The organism is Lysinibacillus sp. G1-3 (assembly GCF_056322905.1).
This window is the reverse complement of record NZ_JBWHYQ010000002.1, coordinates 160,441-179,376: the sequence shown is the minus strand read 5'-3', so window position 1 is coordinate 179,376 and position 18,936 is coordinate 160,441. Positions and strand designations below refer to the sequence as shown.

Annotated in this window: 17 protein-coding genes and 1 other annotated feature; of the genes, 1 reads left to right on the top strand and 16 read right to left on the bottom strand. The window is 33.9% G+C overall.

The window, feature by feature from the left end:
- Positions 1-51 precede the first annotated feature (51 nt).
- The 5 genes from ACVYAD_RS02870 to ACVYAD_RS02850 form a co-directional block, all read right to left on the bottom strand.
- On the bottom strand, positions 52-3,222 hold the full coding sequence (locus ACVYAD_RS02870; protein ID WP_476424455.1) for an ATP-binding cassette domain-containing protein: 3,171 nt from the start codon (positions 3,220-3,222) through the stop codon (positions 52-54).
- Positions 3,223-3,429: 207 nt separating this feature from the next.
- Positions 3,430-3,846 carry an SRPBCC family protein gene (locus tag ACVYAD_RS02865; protein WP_476424454.1) on the bottom strand — a complete coding sequence of 139 codons (417 nt, stop codon included), beginning with the start codon at positions 3,844-3,846 and terminating at the stop codon, positions 3,430-3,432.
- Entirely contained in the window at positions 3,843-4,169 is a 327-nt protein-coding gene (locus ACVYAD_RS02860) for an ArsR/SmtB family transcription factor (RefSeq protein WP_349657918.1), read from the bottom strand. Before ACVYAD_RS02860 ends, ACVYAD_RS02865 begins: the two co-directional genes overlap by 4 nt.
- Positions 4,170-4,380: 211 nt before the next feature.
- Positions 4,381-5,835 (bottom strand): sensor histidine kinase, encoded by a 1,455-nt coding sequence (locus ACVYAD_RS02855; protein WP_476424452.1) that lies wholly within the window; start codon positions 5,833-5,835, stop codon positions 4,381-4,383.
- Positions 5,828-6,514 (bottom strand): response regulator transcription factor, encoded by a 687-nt coding sequence (locus ACVYAD_RS02850; protein WP_349657916.1) that lies wholly within the window; start codon positions 6,512-6,514, stop codon positions 5,828-5,830. The genes ACVYAD_RS02855 and ACVYAD_RS02850 overlap by 8 nt, the downstream gene beginning before the upstream one ends.
- A gap of 335 nt (positions 6,515-6,849) precedes the next feature.
- On the opposite strand from ACVYAD_RS02850, the gene ACVYAD_RS02845 reads away from it, so the two are divergent.
- Positions 6,850-7,011, top strand: a complete 162-nt coding sequence (locus ACVYAD_RS02845) for a hypothetical protein (protein WP_349657915.1) — start codon at positions 6,850-6,852, stop codon at positions 7,009-7,011.
- A gap of 284 nt (positions 7,012-7,295) precedes the next feature.
- Here the strand turns inward: ACVYAD_RS02845 and ACVYAD_RS02840 are convergent, their stop codons facing one another.
- From ACVYAD_RS02840 to ACVYAD_RS02790, 11 genes are all read right to left on the bottom strand, one after another.
- Positions 7,296-7,622 carry a hypothetical protein gene (locus ACVYAD_RS02840; protein WP_476424451.1) on the bottom strand — a complete coding sequence of 109 codons (327 nt, stop codon included), beginning with the start codon at positions 7,620-7,622 and terminating at the stop codon, positions 7,296-7,298.
- 48 nt (positions 7,623-7,670) lie between these two features.
- Positions 7,671-8,363 carry an ABC transporter ATP-binding protein gene (locus tag ACVYAD_RS02835; protein ID WP_476424449.1) on the bottom strand — a complete coding sequence of 231 codons (693 nt, stop codon included), beginning with the start codon at positions 8,361-8,363 and terminating at the stop codon, positions 7,671-7,673.
- 10 nt (positions 8,364-8,373) lie between these two features.
- Positions 8,374-9,801, bottom strand: a complete 1,428-nt coding sequence (locus tag ACVYAD_RS02830; RefSeq protein ID WP_476424447.1) for an ABC transporter permease — start codon at positions 9,799-9,801, stop codon at positions 8,374-8,376.
- A gap of 177 nt (positions 9,802-9,978) precedes the next feature.
- Positions 9,979-11,415, bottom strand: a complete 1,437-nt coding sequence (gene proS, locus ACVYAD_RS02825; protein WP_476424445.1) for a proline--tRNA ligase — start codon at positions 11,413-11,415, stop codon at positions 9,979-9,981.
- A 74-nt stretch (positions 11,416-11,489) separates the two neighbouring features.
- Positions 11,490-11,708, bottom strand: a binding site (T-box leader).
- A gap of 425 nt (positions 11,709-12,133) precedes the next feature.
- Positions 12,134-13,837, bottom strand: a complete 1,704-nt coding sequence (locus ACVYAD_RS02820; RefSeq protein ID WP_476424443.1) for a putative bifunctional diguanylate cyclase/phosphodiesterase — start codon at positions 13,835-13,837, stop codon at positions 12,134-12,136.
- A gap of 383 nt (positions 13,838-14,220) precedes the next feature.
- Positions 14,221-14,391, bottom strand: coding sequence for a transcriptional regulator (locus ACVYAD_RS02815; RefSeq protein WP_349657909.1), 171 nt, complete (start codon positions 14,389-14,391; stop codon positions 14,221-14,223).
- 468 nt (positions 14,392-14,859) lie between these two features.
- A complete protein-coding gene (locus ACVYAD_RS02810) occupies positions 14,860-15,009 on the bottom strand; it encodes a hypothetical protein (RefSeq protein ID WP_004230023.1) in 150 nt (49 codons plus the stop codon).
- A gap of 183 nt (positions 15,010-15,192) precedes the next feature.
- Positions 15,193-15,723 (bottom strand): hypothetical protein, encoded by a 531-nt coding sequence (locus ACVYAD_RS02805; RefSeq protein WP_476424440.1) that lies wholly within the window; start codon positions 15,721-15,723, stop codon positions 15,193-15,195.
- A 377-nt stretch (positions 15,724-16,100) separates the two neighbouring features.
- Positions 16,101-16,607, bottom strand: a complete 507-nt coding sequence (locus ACVYAD_RS02800; RefSeq protein ID WP_476424439.1) for a DinB family protein — start codon at positions 16,605-16,607, stop codon at positions 16,101-16,103.
- A 478-nt stretch (positions 16,608-17,085) separates the two neighbouring features.
- On the bottom strand, positions 17,086-18,063 hold the full coding sequence (locus ACVYAD_RS02795; RefSeq protein ID WP_476424438.1) for a tyrosine recombinase XerC: 978 nt from the start codon (positions 18,061-18,063) through the stop codon (positions 17,086-17,088).
- Positions 18,064-18,465: 402 nt separating this feature from the next.
- Complete coding sequence (locus ACVYAD_RS02790; protein WP_349657905.1) at positions 18,466-18,879, bottom strand: hypothetical protein; 414 nt, start codon at positions 18,877-18,879, stop codon at positions 18,466-18,468.
- Between the last annotated feature and the right edge of the window lie 57 nt (positions 18,880-18,936).

The following is an 18,936-nucleotide window of genomic DNA, read 5'->3' as shown; positions in this document are numbered from 1 at the left end:
ATTGCAAATGAGTTTTTATGTAGTAATCTTTTAAAATATAGCTTGCATTAATTAATTATTTTGCTCAAGGCATTGATAAACCGCCATCATCTCTCGTTTATTTAACTCTCGAATACGATTGAAAATAGGGATATTAGCAACACCCTCCGTTCGTAAGTTTTCAGCAACAACATCGCTTACTTTGCCGGTTAGCCATGTTTGCACGCCTATGCCATCGACAATTTCCTTACGCCCTTCGTCATTGATACCACTTTCATAGCAGCGAACACATGGTACTGATAATTTATAAACACCATCATGGAGATTATCTTCAGAAATGACCTTCTTCCCATTACAGAATGGACATTTATGACTTGCTTTAATTTTATTAATTTGTGTAACAATTTTTTTGTAGCCAAATGCTTCATAAACATACGTTAATTTTTTGTATTTTCCATTCGTAAAATACTGATCAATAATAGCTTCTCTCGTTTCGTCAATATGCGCGAAATCACAAATTGTAATTTGATTTTTGCTGCTTATAGCTTCGATATTATTTTGGATTTTGTCCCAAAATGGTAAAACATTTTGTAGGACTATTTCATACCCAGCAAAGCTTGCGAGTTCTAATTCCAGCATTTTTAACGACACTTGTGTTTCTCTAGGAAGTACGGAGACATCTTCTGTTAGTGTCATAGCGCCACCAACAATTGCTTTTAGTTTTTCAAGCTCTGGTAAATTGCCAATCGTTTTTATGACCTGATCGATCGGTTGATGGATAAGCTCACGAATATCAGTGTCCCCAAATGTTAGTGGTTTCTTATGGTTTAGCACCGCTCCTTGACAGATTGGACAGGCAATCATCTCTTTCGATGCTTTCATTTGCTCTTTAATAATTGATTTCGAAATCACCATATAACGTCCAAGGATCAAATTAAACCCTTCCCATTTTTTCGAAGACTTCGTTGCTTTATCATAAAATGATTTTTCCCAATAACCATAAAGGAATGTATGTCTTTCTTCTGCTGTCATGTCATTGTAGCTTTTACTAATATCTTGACCCAGTTCATTTTTTATCTCATCAAAGAGGAATTGCAATTTAGGATATTGATAATATTTTAATACTTCCATCACGTCTTGATGTAATAAGCCATCCCAAAATGGCACTGTTTTGTCCTGAATGACCAAATCAAAATCAAATTTTTCAATTTGCAGACGTCCAGAACAGCTTGGGCAATGATTTTCCTGACTAAAGAAATCGAAGCTTCTTGTATCTTTATTCGTCGAATGTGACGCCACAATATGATTGATGAGACCACCTATTTCATATAAAAAACTATATTGACTATATAAGTGTCTTTCTAGATCAATGGCGACGACAGGTGCAATAGTTGCGGATTCGTATTCACCATAAATTAATCGGGCCATCGATGATAAGCTTTTTAAAATACCACCTTTATAAATGTTTTCGGCATTTTTAAAATAGCTAATATGATTCTCTTCTAAGTAATGAATGCCATTTTTAGAATTTAGTGTTGAAGATATATGCAATGGAGCTACACTATTTAGTTTGTTATGTTGACTAAAATAATCATCATGACTGACAACATCAAGATGTCTAACAGGTTCTGGCTGTCTTTTACCAAAATCGACGATGAAATCAGAGCTTTCCATCATATAGGCATTATGTTCAATCATCATAATAGAGACAGATTCATCTCGCAAAATATCCCTAACACTATCAATGAATTGGTTTAAAATATTTTGTGATAAACCTTTTGAAGGTTCATCAAAAATAAATAATGTATGGGGGTTTCTGGCATTCGAAAACAGCTCAGACACTAAATGAACACATTGAAATTCACCTGTCGATAAGGATTGTGTTTTTCTTTCTAACGTTAAATAACCAAGTCCAAGCTTAATTAATAAACTTAAACGTTTATGAGCGATATCTTCATTTGGAAGCTCCTCGATAATGTCCTCAATGGAACGTTGGAAAATATCATCAATTTCGTCACTGTATTTCGTCATTTTCTTTTTAATATCAAGAAACGTTGCAACCGTTGATCGACTAGTAATTGATTGGTTGCGGTCTTGTCCTACCATTACCAATTTATCTTTCGGATATCGTTTTTGGAAATCCTTAGCGATGCACTCATTGACCAGAGTCGATTTCCCACAGCCAGACTCACCTGTAACGGTTACGAGTCTATTTTTTGGAATCTGTATGTTAGCCATTTCAATGTTACGACAGTAAAGATCATGAAATTGATAATAGTCTGTAGGCATTGCTTGATTTCGTTCCCAATAGACTGGTTCTGGACGTGGTGATACTTCGACAATTTTACCGCCGTATTTACCACTACCAGGTCCAAAGAACAGCTGCTCATCTGCTGTATCTAGCACTGTATCAGAATGATCAATAAGCCAAATTTGGTTTTTATAGCCCAATTGTTTAATCTGCTCTAAAATTTTCAACAGCGTTTGATGATCAAGACCAACAGAAATTTCATCTATAATAATGACCGTATTTTCACTAGCTGCCATAAATTCTGCTAAGTACAGTCGTGTTAATTCCCCACCTGACAAAGTCCCCATAATCCGATTTAACGTTAAGTAACCAATATTCATTTGGATAATATTTGTGAGAATACGTTGTCTTTCTTCGCTAATTGCTAATTCCTCTGAAAGGGAATAAATCGCTTCTATACTCAAGTTGTTAATATCGGAAATACTATGTGGTTGACCCCATAATTCAAACTTATAATGCTCAACTTCTGGATTATAACGTTTTCCCTCACACTTTTTACATTCGACATTTTTAGTCGTACCACGTCCTTTACAAGCAGGACACCAGCCTAATGCATTATTAAAAGAAAAAACTTCTGGCGAAAGATCAAATTTATTTGCCAGCTTTTCACGAATCTCTTTAAAAACGCCGGTATGAGTACCAACCGTCGAACGTGGATTGGCAGAAATGGATGATTTCCCGAGAAAAAGGACTAAAGGCATTTCTTGCATCTTAATGGCACTAAAATTCGTTTCCATAATATTCGGGAATAAATATTGATATTCAGCCTTTGGTAATAAAGAAACGAGACGTTTTTTGGATTCTTCGCCAATTGCTTGGCAAAATGTAGTTTTACCAGATCCAGACAATCCAGCAATTCCTAATGATTGATCTTCCGGTAAGTCGACATTTAATCGGTTAATATTGTTAGCAATTAATTGATTTATTTTCATCGGATACTCTCCATTCAATCTAGTATTGTCATGTTAGCATAACTTCAGAAGTATTTGCTGTGTTTTTGAAGTGAAGTGCCAATCAATTAAGCCTCGGCATAAATGCGTGGCAACTTCTTCTGAAATAAGTTAAAAATGACGCTTCCCGTGTTCGGAAAAGCGTCAATTGTAGAAGAACGGTTTATTTATATAAACGATAAAAATGAATTATAGTTCTGCTAACACTTTTTCAAGCTGATTACCATTGTTAATCCAAGCATATTTAGCTCCCTCGATTGCTCCTTGACGAGCTTTCGTTGCTTCACTAAATCCAGATTGATCAAGATGTAGTTTAGTTGTACCATCTTCACCTTGTGTCAACGTCCACGTAACAGTAGTGATTTCTCCGGCACTCGCCCAAGTGTAAGATAGTGTATGTGGCTCATCCACTATAAGCACCTCACAATTGACAATTCCATCCCACCATTCGTTTGGCTCAGCTCGGAATTGAAATTTATGCCCTACGATTGGTTTAAAATCATTTTTCCATATCCATTTTTCAAGAGTGTCTGAATCCGTTAATGCGCTCCAAACTTTCTCGATTGAACTTGTAAATTGGTAATCTAACGATACATCTGCTTTCATTTTTTTTCCTCCAATAGTAGATTTAATTTAGCCATTCTTTCTTTCCAGAATCCTTCGTAATAAGATATCCAATCTTGAATTTCCTTTAACGGATTGGCATTCAATCGATATCTCGTTTCTCTACCAACCCTTCGAGCAATTACAAGATCAGCATCTTTCAGGATAGCCAAATGCTTAGAAACTGCTGTACGCCCCATTTGAAAATGAGCCGTTAATTCGTGAAGAGGTAATTCTTCTGCATCAGCCAACAAGCGTATTAATTGACGTCTTGTTGGGTCAGCAATCGCAGCATAAACATCACGCTCTAGATTTTTCTCGCTCAAAATCTCCTCTCCCTTTTTGAATAGGACACTAAATGGTGTCTTAATTATATGACACCATTTAGTGTCCAGTCAATTTTTATTTTTGACAAAATGACATTCGTTTTATACTTTTTCACAACAATAAAAAAGAGTGTCAAATACCTATACAATTTGACACTCTTTTGACTGATATTTATTTACCTAGACGGCGTTGTTTAAGTCCAAATATATACTATGATCTTCCTTTAGGAATAGTAGCTAAAAATTGAACACCATTTTGGGTATTATTCATTAAAAAGGTAATAGAAAGTGATTCAAATATTTGCTTTACAATATAAAGACCTAGTCCGCTCCCACCAGTATTTCGATTTCTAGATTTTTCGATTCTATAAAATGGCTCAAATAATTGTTGTATTTCCTCTTCTTTAATTGTGACACCTGTATTCATCACTTGTATTTGAATCTGATTTTCTTTTTGGAGATCAGTTACGTCTATACATACTGTTTCTCCATGCGGTGAATACGTAATCGCATTATGGATGATGTTTTTGAAAGCTTTTTCTAATAAATCTCGATCTGTGCGTACATTCATGTTAGGAGAAATTTGTTTTATAATCCGAATGTCTTTTTGAGAAGCAAAAAAACCGAGATCTTTCGTTATTGAATCTAATAATTCTAAAAGGTTGACTTCCTCCAATTGCAATTTAAAGGTATCTTGTTCTAATTTAGACATGCTTAAAATCTCTCGAACTAGTTGTTCCATTCCTTCGATAATTTTGTGGTTTTTTTCTAAGTAAAGGTCACGATTTTGATAAGGACCGATATTATAAATCATCCCTTCTATATATCCTTTCATAACAGTAAGCGGAGTTTTTAATTCATGTGCAACTGTTGCGAAAAATTCTCGGCGTTTTGTTTCGATTTTTCGCTCTCTTTCAATATCATCTTTTAATTGCTCATTTGCTTTTTGTAAATCGAGCATAGTTCGTTGCAAGTTATTCGACATCTCATTCAAGCTATTGGATAGTTCCTCTAATTCATCATTTGAACGAACGACGATGTTTTCGGAAAAATCCAAGTTGGCCATCTTTTGCGCACCTTCATTAATATAGATGAGCGGTTTTGTAATGAACCTTGAATATAAATAGGCACTCCCCAATCCAATAATCACTACAATGATACTTATAAAAGGTAGAAAACGTACTAAGACCTGCGACGCTTCATCAATAGGTTGAAATGTCGCAAATACAGTAACCATTAAATTATCTTTATCTAGGAATTGAATGGGCAAAGTAACATTAAATGCATTATTAAAGCTTTCTGCACTTTGTATTGGTGCTGTTTTTGCAGTAAGCATTGATCGTTGCGAATTCCCCTGAATAAAAAAAGAAGGCGAATATATATAAGTTCCTTCTTTAGTTTGTAAGTAAATGATGGCATTGTTTTCTTTTGTGTACTCATCCAAAAGTGGTTTCGCACTTTGTAATGTTAGATTTTTAGATTCATCAATTATTTCCTCAATTCCAGATTGGAGTTGATTCGTTTTATATTGTTGATAAAATGTTGGAAGGAAGAAGTATAACGTTAAATAAATCAAGACTGCAAAAGATAACAATATGAGCGAAGTGATCATAAAGAGCTTATACGTTATTCGTTTCATCTTCATGATGTTTACAATCCTATTCATCGATTTTGTATCCAATACCCTTTACCGTTTTAATATAAGGTATATTTAACTTTTTTCTTAAATTTTTTATATGTGTATCAATCATCCTTGTTTCTCCTGAATATTCATATCCCCAAATTTTTTCTACAATAATTTCTCTAGTAAGCACCTTTTTTTCATTATGAAGTAGTAGTTGTAAAATTTCGAATTCTTTTGTTGTTAACGGTATTTCAACTTTATTTACATAAGCTTTATATCCGTCGCAATCGACATTCAGTTCATTAAAATTTAAATGATTATCGCTATTTTGATTACAACTTCTTCTTAGAACTGCTTGTACTCGTCTGATCAGCACATGAAATGAAAAGGGTTTCGTTATATAATCATCAATCCCTATATCAAAGCCTTTCATTTGATCTTGTTCTTCTTCTAAAGCCGTCAACATAATAATGGGTATGTTTGACTGACTTCGGATCATTTTGGCAACTTCAAATCCATTAAGGTTTGGCATCATGACATCAAGTAGAATTAAATCAAAGGGTTGTGTATTAAATCGTTTCATTCCCTCTAACCCATCAGAAGCAACCTCTATCGTATAATTTTGTGTCATCAAAAACTGTTTAATTAATTCCTGAATTTCTAAATCGTCTTCTACTACAAGAATATGATAGTTCATCGATATATCCCCCTCGAAGCACATTATAACCTTTCAATCTGTAGTTTATGTGAAGATACCTCATATTCCCTTTGAAAGCTATACTATCCTCTTAAATATTCATTTTGACATGGAATAGATATATCTATATGTACTTATTTGAAAATGAACAAAATAATAAATGTTACTGACGCTAATTTTTATCTTCTCTACATAAACTCCTCTATATCTCCATACAAATACCAGATTGGTCATATACATTAGTTGTTAGGAAGAAAATTAATTCTTTTATGTGTACTTTCAATAGAATGAAGCGTCTAGAGATGTATATATCTATACAGTATTTTTCTTTCAACTTATTCAACTAAGGAGAAGGTTTTATGTATAAAATTAATCTACGTCCATTATTGTTAATGGTCGTATTTATGTTGGTATTGTGTTCGTGTTTGACATACGTATCCCTTAAAGCTTTAGGAGCAGAGGAAATCTTCTTTAAGTGTACGAAGTCATTTGTTAATACGATAATGATTAAAATAGCTTAAAAGTTTTTTAATATGATAATAATTAAGAATCCATTTAGAAAAAGTTGGATTCTTTTTTTGTCGTTTAAAGATTTATTTGTCATATTTTCGATTTTAAAAATTTCTACTGATGGATTTTTACATAAAATATTGATAAAGACACAAAGTTCCCCCTAAGATAAACTGTTTAATTTTCACCTGTTTATCCTTGGGGGAACTTATGCTATTCATAACTGTTCATTTATGCCTGGTTGTAAATCTGTCGAGCTATAATGTCATAGAATTTATTTACTGCATGAAAGAATTCAATTAGGAGATGTAGAACCCGATGTAGAACCTTGTATCATTTCTTCTTCTGAATTAGATGAGTAAGGATCCCTCTGTTCTGGTGTCCGTTCACCTGGTTTTGTTGTGAACTCCTCCCACTGTTCTGGCGTCATTTCTCCTCTTGGATTTGGAGATTCCCACTGTCGCTGATCGGGTGTATTTTCTTCTGAATACGTGTTATAATCTTGGTCCATATTCGTTTCACTTTGATCCAGGTTTCCACCTAAATTAATCAAATTCGCAAATAAACCAATTGCTATTCCTATTGTTACTAAGGCAATGGATGGTGCTATTTTCGTCCACATTTTTTTCACTCCAATTTTACATTTTTATAAAAGATTTTCGATAAAATTTTATTCCCGTTTCTTCTTCAAACTTTTACAAACCAAATTTTGTTTTTCAAGATACACTACCTTATCAGATTGTTTAGCGACTTCCTGGGAATGGGTGACAACGATAATACATTTGTTTTCTTTATGAGCTAGTACTTTAAACAATTTTACAATTTCATCCGAAGTATTCTCATCTAAATTACCGGTCGGTTCATCCGCAATTAATAAATCTACTTCACAAGATAATGCACGAGCTATGGCTACACGCTGTTGTTGACCGCCGCTAAGCTGTAACACCTTTCTTTTTGCTTCGATTTCCGACAAGCCAACCATTTCTAATAATTCAAGTGCTCTTCTCTTTTTATCATTTATGTTAACTCCTGTAATCTCCATTGCCGTGACGACATTTTGAAGTGCCGTCATATACGTAATGAGATTATAAGATTGAAAGATGATCGAAACATATTTATTTCTATATTTATCTAAACCAATTTTCCGTATATCTTTTCCTTTGTAAAGTACATGTCCTTCTTTTGGGTTATCTAATCCACTTGCTAAACTAAGTGCGGTTGTTTTTCCTGAACCGGATGGACCTAAAATGCTATAGAAACATCCTGTTTCAAAGGTGAAATTTACATTCTCTAATAAAGTATTCTTCTTATTATTACTTTGATAATAGTAATATAGATTTTTAAATTGTAATATCGTGTCCATATGACTCCTCCTACTCATCTTTTAATAGAATTTCTTTTGGATTTAAACGAAGAATTGATAATGCTGGAATAAGTGTTGATAGAATCGCGATTAATAACCCTAATCCACCTAAATTCAACACATCTTGTGATGATATACTTACATCAATATCGTCGATAGGCTCTACATCCTTATCTTGTTTATTCATACTTCCAAACGTGAATCCTAAAGTATTTGATTCTTGTTGTTGATCTTCGGCAGCAATCACTTCTTGCTGTAATAAACTGTCGCCCATTTTTTGAGACACTGTTTTACCTGTAATGATAGAAATGCCAAATGCTAGTATAGCTATACATAGAACTTCTACTAACAGTTGTCCTATTAATTTCCTCTTTTTTTCACCGATTGCCAATAGAATACCTAATTCCTTACGTCGCTCTTTTATGGTCAACATAATAATAAGACCTAATATAATGGATCCTGCTATGGATACTAAATAAACGATCATTTTGGAAGTAGCGGCAATATTTTCGATAGGGCCTACCATTTTTTGATATAAAGCATCATGCGCATCTAGCTTAAATAAATCGAAATCAATATTTGATTTCTTTGCCTCTGCTTTAAAATCCTCAATATTTTCTGGATCATTTAAGTAGTAAATTGCTTCGTTAATAGATACACCCTTTGTATCACTTTCTTCAGACATTTCTTTCGTCGCGTCATAATTTGTGTATATTTTGTTAGACGGATGCATCATAGCAGGTAAATTTTCCTCAAAGTCAGTTATCCCTGAATTTTTGTATACCCCTATTATTTCTAATTCAACTTCCGATGTTTCATCAGTTGATTTAATCTTTAACTTATCACCAACTTGAAGCTCGTTCTGTTCGGCTAGCCGTTTTTCAATCAGAGCTACTTTCTTATTCGTATCCTCTGATGCAATTGAACGACCGTCAATCATTTCATTCGTTCCATCTGTAAATTCTTGCAATAAATCGGAACTTTTTACGCCTTGGATAAATGTATTAGGCATTTTCATATTTCCAGAGTGACTACCACCTACTGCTCCAACTACCCCTTCATCATCTTTGTCACCATTAATAGGCGTGTAATCATCTGCTACAAGCATGTCACTTTTAAGATAGTTGTAGTCTATTACATAAGGTGATTTAGCTAACTGGTCTGCTTCGTCAGCAAAAAGCTCAGGGTGTTGTATTTTTCCATTTGGATTCTCTTGTCGCTGTTTCGCTACATTTTCCATAAGCTTCTCTTCGTCCATTCTAAGACTCACGTCAACACCTAATGTTTGTCTAGCGTGATCATTTGCCTTTTGTGAGACATTTTGAATAGCGAAACCCGCTAATACTAAATTGGAAACTACTAAAAATACAGTAAATAATATTAGCGATTTCCCTTTCCTTGCTTTAACACTTAAAAATGCTCGTTTGATAAAATTCATTTTCCTTACCTCCTTGATAGCTATACTATATAGGGGTAACATGTAGTTTATATGGAGATACTGCGGAGTTTATCTAGAGATTTAAATATTAAAGGAACAAAAAATAAGCTTGTTTCTCAAAATGCGAGAAGCAAGCTTATTATATTTGTAATATTTTCTTTTTTATCTCTTCAATGATTAATATGCCTGAGCAAACCAAACAGTTTGTTTCGCTTCATTTCCACAGCAAATACAAGTAGTCTTCGTAGTTGGTGGGTTAAATGGAATATTACGAGAAGTATATTTTGTCTCTTCTTTCACTTTTTCCTCGCATGCATCATCTCCACACCATCCAGCAAGAATCCAGCCTGGTATAGTTCCGTTTTCCTTGGACGAGTTAATATGCTGCTGTAATTCCTGCAGTGTATCAATCGTTGTATGAGCATTTTCATCGCGGAATGTTCGTGCTTTTTCAAATAAACGTGATTGCATCGTTGTAAGTTCTACCTCAATGGCCGAAACAATGTCATTCAGATCAATGGATTGCTTTTTATCTTCATCTCGTGCTTTTAACATTGCCTGGTTTTTCTCTAAATCACGAGGTCCTAATTCAATACGAATCGGTACACCTTTTAATTCCCATTCGTTAAATTTGAAGCCGGGTGATTGGTCTGAATCATCTAAACGAACTCTAATTCCATTCTTCTTAAGGGCTGCGAAGATGTCATCTAGTTTCTCTAAAATTTCAGGGTTCTTTTTCCATGGACCTACAGGTATTAAGACAACTTGGGTTGGTGCAATTCGTGGAGGTAAAACAAGCCCCTGTTCATCACCGTGAACCATTATGACAGAACCGATTAAGCGTGTAGAAGTCCCCCAAGATGTTGTGTGTACATGTTTATGCTGATTAGCTTTGTTTAAATACTTAATATCAAATGCTTCAGCGAATTTTGTCCCTAAATAGTGAGAAGTCCCAGCTTGTACTGCCTTGCCATTTTTCATCATTGCTTCAATTGAAAATGTATCAACCGCTCCTGCAAAACGTTCTGAAGGTGTTTTCTGTCCATCATAGACAGGGATTGCAAGTAATTCCTCCACTACCTCTTTATAGATCGTTAACATTTGCATTGTTTCTTTACGTGCATCTTCTTCATCAACATGCGCTGTATGGCCTTCTTGCCACAAAAATTCAGAAGTTCGAATGAACGGAAGTGTTTTTTTCTCCCAACGAAAAACATTTGCCCATTGATTAATGAGGACTGGTAAATCACGATAACTTTTGATCCAATTTGAATATAAGTGTCCTATCATCGTTTCAGATGTCGGGCGAAGTGCTAAACGTTCCTCTAATTTCTCGCCTGCTGCCTCTGTTACCCAAGGAAGCTCAGGTGAGAAACCTTCGATATGATCTTTTTCTTTTTGGAAAAAAGATTCAGGGATTAGCATAGGGAAATAAGCGTTGCGATGGCCTGTTTCTTTAAAACGGCGGTCCATTTCTTCCTGAATATGTTCCCAAATCTCATAGCCGTCCGGTTTAAATGCGATACAGCCTCGGACCGGTGTATAATCCATTAAGTCTGCCTTTTGAATTGTCTCAATGTACCATTTTGAAAAATCGTTTTGTTGAGTTGTCATGTTCTTTCCTCCATTTCGATAAGGGTGTTTGTCACCTATTGAATAAAAACAAAAAAGCACAAAGCTGTCCTTAAAATAAGGACGTCTTTGTGCCGAATTAACGTGGTACCACCTTGAATTTAGTTTTAAGAACATCTTAAAACCCTCAAACGTTTTGTAACGAAAACGACTCGGTTATGTTTGCATAACATCTCCGTGGTAGGTTTCAGATAGAAGCGGTGATATAGCTCTCAACAATTGCTATATTTTCTGTTTCACAATTCTACCTTACTTGGCCACATCATCAATTAATATTGTATATAACTTTAGCAAAACAGTAAAAAAATTTCAAATATTAATAATTATTTTTCGGGAAATATCTGAAAATTGACATTACTTTTCGTACTAAAGATCTCTTTCAATAGTAAAGGATTTTCATCATTTGATTTAGGATACACACTTTTGGAAAATCGTTATTTTTCTTGATTAATTGCGATTATAGCCAAAAGGAATGGCTTGTAGCTTTCGTTTAAAGCTGTTTTCAATTTCAATTGCTTCTAATGCTGTTATACAATACGAGCAGTATCCCATTATGTTTTAGAAGAAATCATTTATAAACTTACAGGATACCCCCAGTTCAATTTTTATCCGGCTGTTAAAACTATACTTCCACGATAGAAAATCATCTCTAACAATTGAAGGATCTTGTCCAAATTAATGACAAGATCCTTTCTAACGACTAACTATTACTCTCAACTATCAACTGCGTAAAGTCATCTACCGATAGTGGTTTACTGAAATAATAGCCTTGTACGTACTCGCAGCCATGTTCACGCAGCACTTTTAATTCTGCTTCTTCCTCGACGCCTTCAGCTACTACTTGAAGATTTAGGGCATGTGCTAGAGAGATCATAGCTGAAATCATGGCAATGCCTGATTTTTCAGGTAAAATATCACGGACGAATGCCCGATCTATTTTTAAAACATCTACGGGAAATGATTTTAAGTAATTGAGCGATGAGTAACCCGTTCCGAAATCATCTAATGAAATCGTAATACCAAGTGCTCTTAATTGATGAATAGTATTGAGCAAGTCTTCAGTATAATCCAACATACTCATTTCTGTAATTTCAATTTCTAATAAGTGAGGATCGATTTTAGTTTCTGTCATAATTTCGCGTACCATTTCGACAAAGCCTGTCGTACTTATATGAATCGGAGAAATGTTTACGGCAACACGTAAGTTTAAATTATGTACCTCGTTCCAAGCGCGTGCCTGGGCGGATGCTTTTCTTAACACCCATACCCCTATATCATTTATAAGCCCACATTCCTCAGCAAATGGAATAAAGTGATCTGGAGGTATATGCCCAAGTACAGGATCATGCCAACGAAGTAAAGCCTCCATACCAATCATTGTATTCGTTTTTAAATCAATCTTTGGTTGATAATGTAATTCTAAAATATCCTTCTTTAACGCTTGATGTAATTTTGTTTCAAGTAATAGCCATTTATCATTGACTTCATCCATATTTGGACGATATAAGCGATATTGATTTCCACGGGAAGATTTCGCAGCATACATTGCGATATCTGCATTTTTCAATAATTCCTCTACAGAGTTTGCATGGTCTGGAAAAATACTAATTCCAACACTAATACTTGCGTAAAATTCATACGTATTCACAATAAAACTCTCATTAAAGACGCTAATTATTTCCTCAGCCTTCTCTTCAATACGTTCAACATCGTTTAGTATAATTACAAATTCATCACTATTGTGGCGGTAGATAGAATTCGATGTGTAATCAATGTTGCGTAGGCGATGCGCCATTTCCACTAAGAACAGATCCCCGATGATATGACCAAGTCCATCGTTAATGTTTTTAAAACGATTTACATCAATAAAAAATAACGCAAACTTCTCATCTGTACGTCGAGATTGATGAAATTCGTTTTCTAAACGTTGCTCTAACTTACGACGATTTGGTAGCCCTGTTAATTCATCGTGATAGGCAATATGAGTAATCTTTTTGATATCTTTTTGTGCAGTTATGTCGACTCGAATAGCAATATATTGATATGGTTTACCATTGTCATCAAGAAAAGGAAAAATCGTCGTCTTCACCCAATATAGACTACCGTCCTTTGCGCGATTACATACCTCGCCATTCCACATGTCACCTTTACCTATCGTTTTCCACATCTCTCTAAAGAAAGATCGTGGATGGTAACCTGAATTCAGTAAACGGTGATCTTGCCCTAATAATTCTTCACGTGTATATTTAGAAATTTTGCAAAAATGATCATTAACAAACGTAATTTTCCCAGTTCGGTCTGTGATTGCCACAATGATTGAACTATTCATTGCAGAAAAAATATCTTGTAATTCTTTCAGACTATAGTTAACTTGATTAATACTACTAGGCGTGATATTCATCATTTACATTCTCCGTTCATTAGAAGGGTTTGGTACTTTTGCTTTATAAAAAGCGGGGTATAAAGTTATGGGATATCGCCCTTTATTATGTAATTACATTATAGTATTAGAAAAGCAGTTAATTCAACCCAAATATTCAAACGTTTAAATCTATATTACAATGATTTTTGTTAGAACTGACTCAAAAAAAAGGTCTTTTAACTCATTTAATACGCTTGTTTTGAAATACACTAAGTACCTTAGTCTATTTATATGTTATGTTTAGCCTATTTATCTTCCAGCTGAATGATTGTTCTGTATTTTTAGATACTTGAATAATTACTTCATTTATGATAGTTACCAAAAATACCTTACTGTCATAACTAGGCAGTAAGGTATTTTATAAGCTAAGAGACTTCATATTCTATTGGACCTCCCAATGTTTTGGCTCGTTCATTGTAGGCATCAAGTTGCTCCTGAGATAAGTTCAACATATAATAGTGAAAATTAATGGGCTCTAAACCGTGTTTCTCACATATTTGTCGGTAAAAATCATAGCCTTCGCGATATTTTGTCATCCTAATACTTCCTTCCATTTGTGCACTTCATTATAATAGTCTAATTGTTCTTTTGATAATTGATTTACTTTAAAATGGGAATTGATGGGTTCTAAATCAATTGTTAACAATTCTTTCAACCAAATTCACCTTGGCGTAATTGAGTCTGAATTTTGAATTGTGATCGCACATTTCATTACTTTGAAAATCAGTGACATCACATCTTCAAAGGTGAATGTCTTCTACTGAATAAAGATAAAATTTCGTATCCATTTTTATATTGAGAAATTCGCATTCTCCCTACATTGTTATACAACAGATTAATTATTTTTTAATAATATATAACAGTTACTTTACTATGTCAATGAATTATCTGATATTTCTTTCAAATAGTTGAAAGCCCAGTCCATTATAGTTAGTATGGCTGGGCTTTTCATAAAATATTCACGTCGGCGTCCGTTATAATCACATCCTTTAATCTTAAACCTTTTAAATACCTAGTTGTTTTGCTTGCATATTATAAGCTGAAAGTTGCTGCTGTGATAACTGTAGCACATAATAGCGGAAAGAAATTGGCTCTAAACCATAACGCTCACACATCTCACAATAAAACTCATAACCATCACGATACTTTGACATTTGAATTCCTCCTAAAATTAAACTGTTTTATAACAGTTATTATTATTTTTTATTAATATATAACAGATGATTCATTTCGTCAAGCTTTACAATTTAAAAATATCCGTGAAGTATTAATTTAATAATAAAAGCCATTGTTTTGAAAAAGATTAATCAAAACAATGGCTCTCTTTATTTCGAATATTATATTTCAGGAATTATCTCTACCTTTACTTTTAGTTTGATATCTACTGGATGCTCTTCCTCTATTACTCGGTAAGTTATGACATAAGCTCCTTTGGGAAATCCTTTAAATAGCTTTTCAAAACTTTCGTTACCGTTTAAAATACCATTTGCAATTTTTTCTTCTTTACCTACATTTTGAATTTTGTAATAAAACCTTTTCGTTCCAGTATTTGATACGGACACTCTAAATGGAAAATCTTCCTCATAAGTAAAATATGATTTACTTTCACCTATAGGAGACGATACCTCTTCATATATTTTAGTAGGACGAGAACCTATTGATTCATCGCCTTTATCCGTATTGGTGATATCTACGACAACAGGTTTATCGTCTTTCTCCTTATGTTTGCTATCCAAAACAACAGGGTCTTTTTTTACAGCCTCTGAAGTTTCATTTTTAGAGGGTACTTCTGTTTTAGATGAAAATGTAGTACACCCAGATAAGAGTATAATAGAAGTGCATATAATAATTAACTTATAAATTCTCATAACTTCTCCTAACTAAAAATAGTAAACAATGATAATTATACCATTAATCAAGAATGGAATGCTCTATGTCCTTACTTTCTTTTTGTGACTTGTTTCCTTCTTTAGAACTTCAAAAAAGCCCAAATTCTCAATATTACTATCGAGAAATTGGACCATTCACCATAAATTTTTCAATAATCGGAAGATCATTTTAGGGATAAATATTAAAATGTTCCAAATTATTTCTGATACGATTGAATTTTTAATTGCTATAATAAATTCTTTAATATAATATCGAGTTTTGCTTTTTTTCATTCTTTGTATTAATTCTTTAATATAATTTCGAGCTTTGCTTATTTTCATTCTTTGTATTTAGTCTCCTAGAAGTTCAATAGTGCTCAACTTTGATGAATGTTTTTTATTTCTTTTATTTGTTCAATATGTCGTTGTTCATGAATAGAAACTAGTTCTACCCATTGATCGAGGGGTAAATCGCCAAGAAAAGGATGTTTATAGGATTTTTCTGCTAATAAAGATGGATCTTCAATTGTATCAAGGAATGCTGTAAATTTATCTCTCGATTCGTCAAGTAACTCAATAATTTGCTGAACTGTAAAAAAGTCTTCAGCTGGAACAACAAATTCTGGAGCTGGGACTTTCTTTGTTCTATCTGCGATAATATGAATATTTTTACGTTCCGCTTGCTTACTATTTTCTTGTTTTAATGCCCATGCAATCAATCTTATGAAAGATGCCTCCGTTAAAGTTAAATGATGGCAAACCTGTGCTATACTCCAACTGTTTGCATCAGGCTTAACGTTGAATTGAGTATCACTTAATAATTTGATCTCCTCTACTAAGTTATTTCTTGTTTCACATAGTTGATCGTTAATTAATTGACTCATATGATATCTCCTCCACTTAGTGTTTTTTACTCCCTTTTCTGTATATGTTTTATATGATGTGAAGTATTCTATATTTGTTCATATCAGTATTCGTTTTCCGGTCTTTGCAGATTTTCGAACTGCATCAGCGTCATTATTTAGTTATGATTACATTTTTAGTTCTTCATATAAAACATCTTTAGAATTAAACAAATTAGTAGGGTGTGTCATTTTTTCAATGATAAGATGACCAAATTGGACATGGCCATAGGATTTTTTTTGTGTTAAGTGAAATGCACCCTTTTCTCCCCTGATTTCTAATTGAAAAGCCGGATAAACTCCGCCTTGGATATGTATAGATGCTAAAGTATTACGGCAATCGAAAGACAGTTTATTGAGCTAACAAACTCTACTGATGAAATGGAAGCTAACAACAGATAATAGTGCCAAAAAGCCGATTCCTACAAGTAAGCATAATCGGCTTTTTTTAGTTGCCTATTTATTCAATGAATTGCTCTCTACTACGAACAATATTGAATGGATTGTTTTCGAGTACATGTTGCAGCTCTTCATTTTCAATATGTGTATAGATTTGTGTTGTTGCCACACTTGAGTGCCCCAGTATGTGCTGAAGACTTCGAATATCCGCTCCTGATTTATACATCATTGTTGCGGATGTATGACGTAACTTATGTGGTGTCAGTCGTTCTTTTTGGAGTCCAGATTGTTGATTAATTCGTTTAACGATTTTAGCGACGGTTTGACGAGTAAATCGTGTTCCTTTTTGTGAGATGAAAAGGGGCTCCTCTCCTTCACCTTTAAATATTGTCTTGCCGCTATTTTCATAGTCTGCAAGTGCCTGTACACAGCTATCATTCAAATAAACAGTCCGTTCTTTATTCCCTTTCCCAACAACTGTTAAGTAGCGCCCTTGTATGGATGACTTATTTAGCTGGCAAAGCTCTGTCACACGAATTCCTAAATTCAAGAAAAACATCATCATACAATAGTTTCTCGGTGAAGCTCGATTTGCCTGGATTCCGTCGATAAATTGCGTCGCTTCCTCGATATTCATATAGATTGGTCTTTTCCGTCCTATTTTTGGTGTTTCTAATTCATCTGCCGGATTTTCCTCTACAAGGCGACGTTTGCCTTTCAAGTATTTAAAAAATGACTTCAACGTTGCTACTTTACGCGCTCTTGCTGATGCAGAATTTCCACGCTGCACCTCGCAATATTCCATAAATAAATATAGATCTTCTAAGGTCATCTCACGAATTTCTTCAATTGAAATAGTAGAAATATCTATTTTCGTTAAATCTGATAGTTCATGTTCATTCTGAATGGCTATGTAAAAACGGAAGAATAATGTCAAATCATATTCATATTCTTTTCTAGTACGTTGAGACTTCCCTTTAATCGTTGTTAAATAAACTAGGAAATCTCTCATTATTTTTGGTAGCTTAGGCTTTTCCATAAAATCACCTCTATTTGCTCTATTTTATCACGAAAAAACGTTCCCAAATATAAATTTGGGAACTTTATGGTGAAATAAATGATATTTTTCGCTTAAAAGAACAAATGTTCTTTATTCAGGTAATAAAAAAGATGATTCTCTTTTTGAAAGAAAATCACCTTTTTTAAAAGTTTTTTAGAAGTTTTCACTTTTTAGGCATAAATCACAAAAAAAATGAATATTTAAATCTAGTGGACTAAATGAACTATGCGCTGTGAGACGATTCGAAAAATGAAAAGATGGGTAACTGTACATGTCGATTCCTCTCATAACACGCGTGGAATTATTTGGATTTCATCAATTCCGGCCGCATTTTTTACCTGTAAGGCAGTGAAGCGTCCATTACGCCAGGACAAAATCCGTTTACGAAATAAAGATGCTATATGTCCCATCTACTTGTTTTGTTAAAGACCAATTTGTTGATAGCATACGTTGAAGCTTCTCGATTGTTTCCTCATTACAAGTTAAATGTTGGATTCCTGTTTCTAATAATTGATAATCCTTACCTTCTTCTAATTGGAAGCGAAGATACAGTAGACGTTGAATGCCTGGCAAAGTTACATATTTGATACGGTAGTTACCATGCAAAGCGTCCAAAAATAATTGTTCCCCTTCTTGAAAAAGTGCCATTGTTTCGGAAAATTCATAGTTTGGTACTTTTTCCTGCCAAACTGATAAATCCCCTGTTTGCAATGTACGCACAATCTCCTCATTAGTAAAATCTAATTTCGAAAGCTTGTCTAGTTCATAAGCTTGCATTAAATTAATGATTGTCATTTTTACTAGCTCCTTTTATGTATTTATCTACATTTCTCTAAAAATGATGAGATGAAT

What these genes read in the sequence shown, in the direction of transcription:
- ACVYAD_RS02805 (WP_476424440.1), bottom strand. Translation starts at nt 15,723, where the DNA reads ATGAGAATTTATAAGTTAATTATTATATGCACTTCTATTATACTCTTA.
- ACVYAD_RS02830 (WP_476424447.1), bottom strand. Translation starts at nt 9,801, where the DNA reads ATGAATTTTATCAAACGAGCATTTTTAAGTGTTAAAGCAAGGAAAGGG.
- ACVYAD_RS02835 (WP_476424449.1), bottom strand. Translation starts at nt 8,363, where the DNA reads ATGGACACGATATTACAATTTAAAAATCTATATTACTATTATCAAAGT.
- ACVYAD_RS02870 (WP_476424455.1), bottom strand. Translation starts at nt 3,222, where the DNA reads ATGAAAATAAATCAATTAATTGCTAACAATATTAACCGATTAAATGTC.
- ACVYAD_RS02865 (WP_476424454.1), bottom strand. Translation starts at nt 3,846, where the DNA reads ATGAAAGCAGATGTATCGTTAGATTACCAATTTACAAGTTCAATCGAG.
- ACVYAD_RS02840 (WP_476424451.1), bottom strand. Translation starts at nt 7,622, where the DNA reads ATGTGGACGAAAATAGCACCATCCATTGCCTTAGTAACAATAGGAATA.
- ACVYAD_RS02795 (WP_476424438.1), bottom strand. Translation starts at nt 18,063, where the DNA reads ATGGAAAAGCCTAAGCTACCAAAAATAATGAGAGATTTCCTAGTTTAT.
- proS (WP_476424445.1), bottom strand. Translation starts at nt 11,415, where the DNA reads ATGACAACTCAACAAAACGATTTTTCAAAATGGTACATTGAGACAATT.
- ACVYAD_RS02820 (WP_476424443.1), bottom strand. Translation starts at nt 13,837, where the DNA reads ATGATGAATATCACGCCTAGTAGTATTAATCAAGTTAACTATAGTCTG.
- ACVYAD_RS02855 (WP_476424452.1), bottom strand. Translation starts at nt 5,835, where the DNA reads ATGAATAGGATTGTAAACATCATGAAGATGAAACGAATAACGTATAAG.
- ACVYAD_RS02845 (WP_349657915.1), top strand. Translation starts at nt 6,850, where the DNA reads ATGTATAAAATTAATCTACGTCCATTATTGTTAATGGTCGTATTTATG.
- ACVYAD_RS02815 (WP_349657909.1), bottom strand. Translation starts at nt 14,391, where the DNA reads ATGACAAAATATCGCGAAGGCTATGATTTTTACCGACAAATATGTGAG.
- ACVYAD_RS02790 (WP_349657905.1), bottom strand. Translation starts at nt 18,879, where the DNA reads ATGACAATCATTAATTTAATGCAAGCTTATGAACTAGACAAGCTTTCG.
- ACVYAD_RS02850 (WP_349657916.1), bottom strand. Translation starts at nt 6,514, where the DNA reads ATGTGCTTCGAGGGGGATATATCGATGAACTATCATATTCTTGTAGTA.
- ACVYAD_RS02800 (WP_476424439.1), bottom strand. Translation starts at nt 16,607, where the DNA reads ATGAGTCAATTAATTAACGATCAACTATGTGAAACAAGAAATAACTTA.
- ACVYAD_RS02810 (WP_004230023.1), bottom strand. Translation starts at nt 15,009, where the DNA reads ATGTCAAAGTATCGTGATGGTTATGAGTTTTATTGTGAGATGTGTGAG.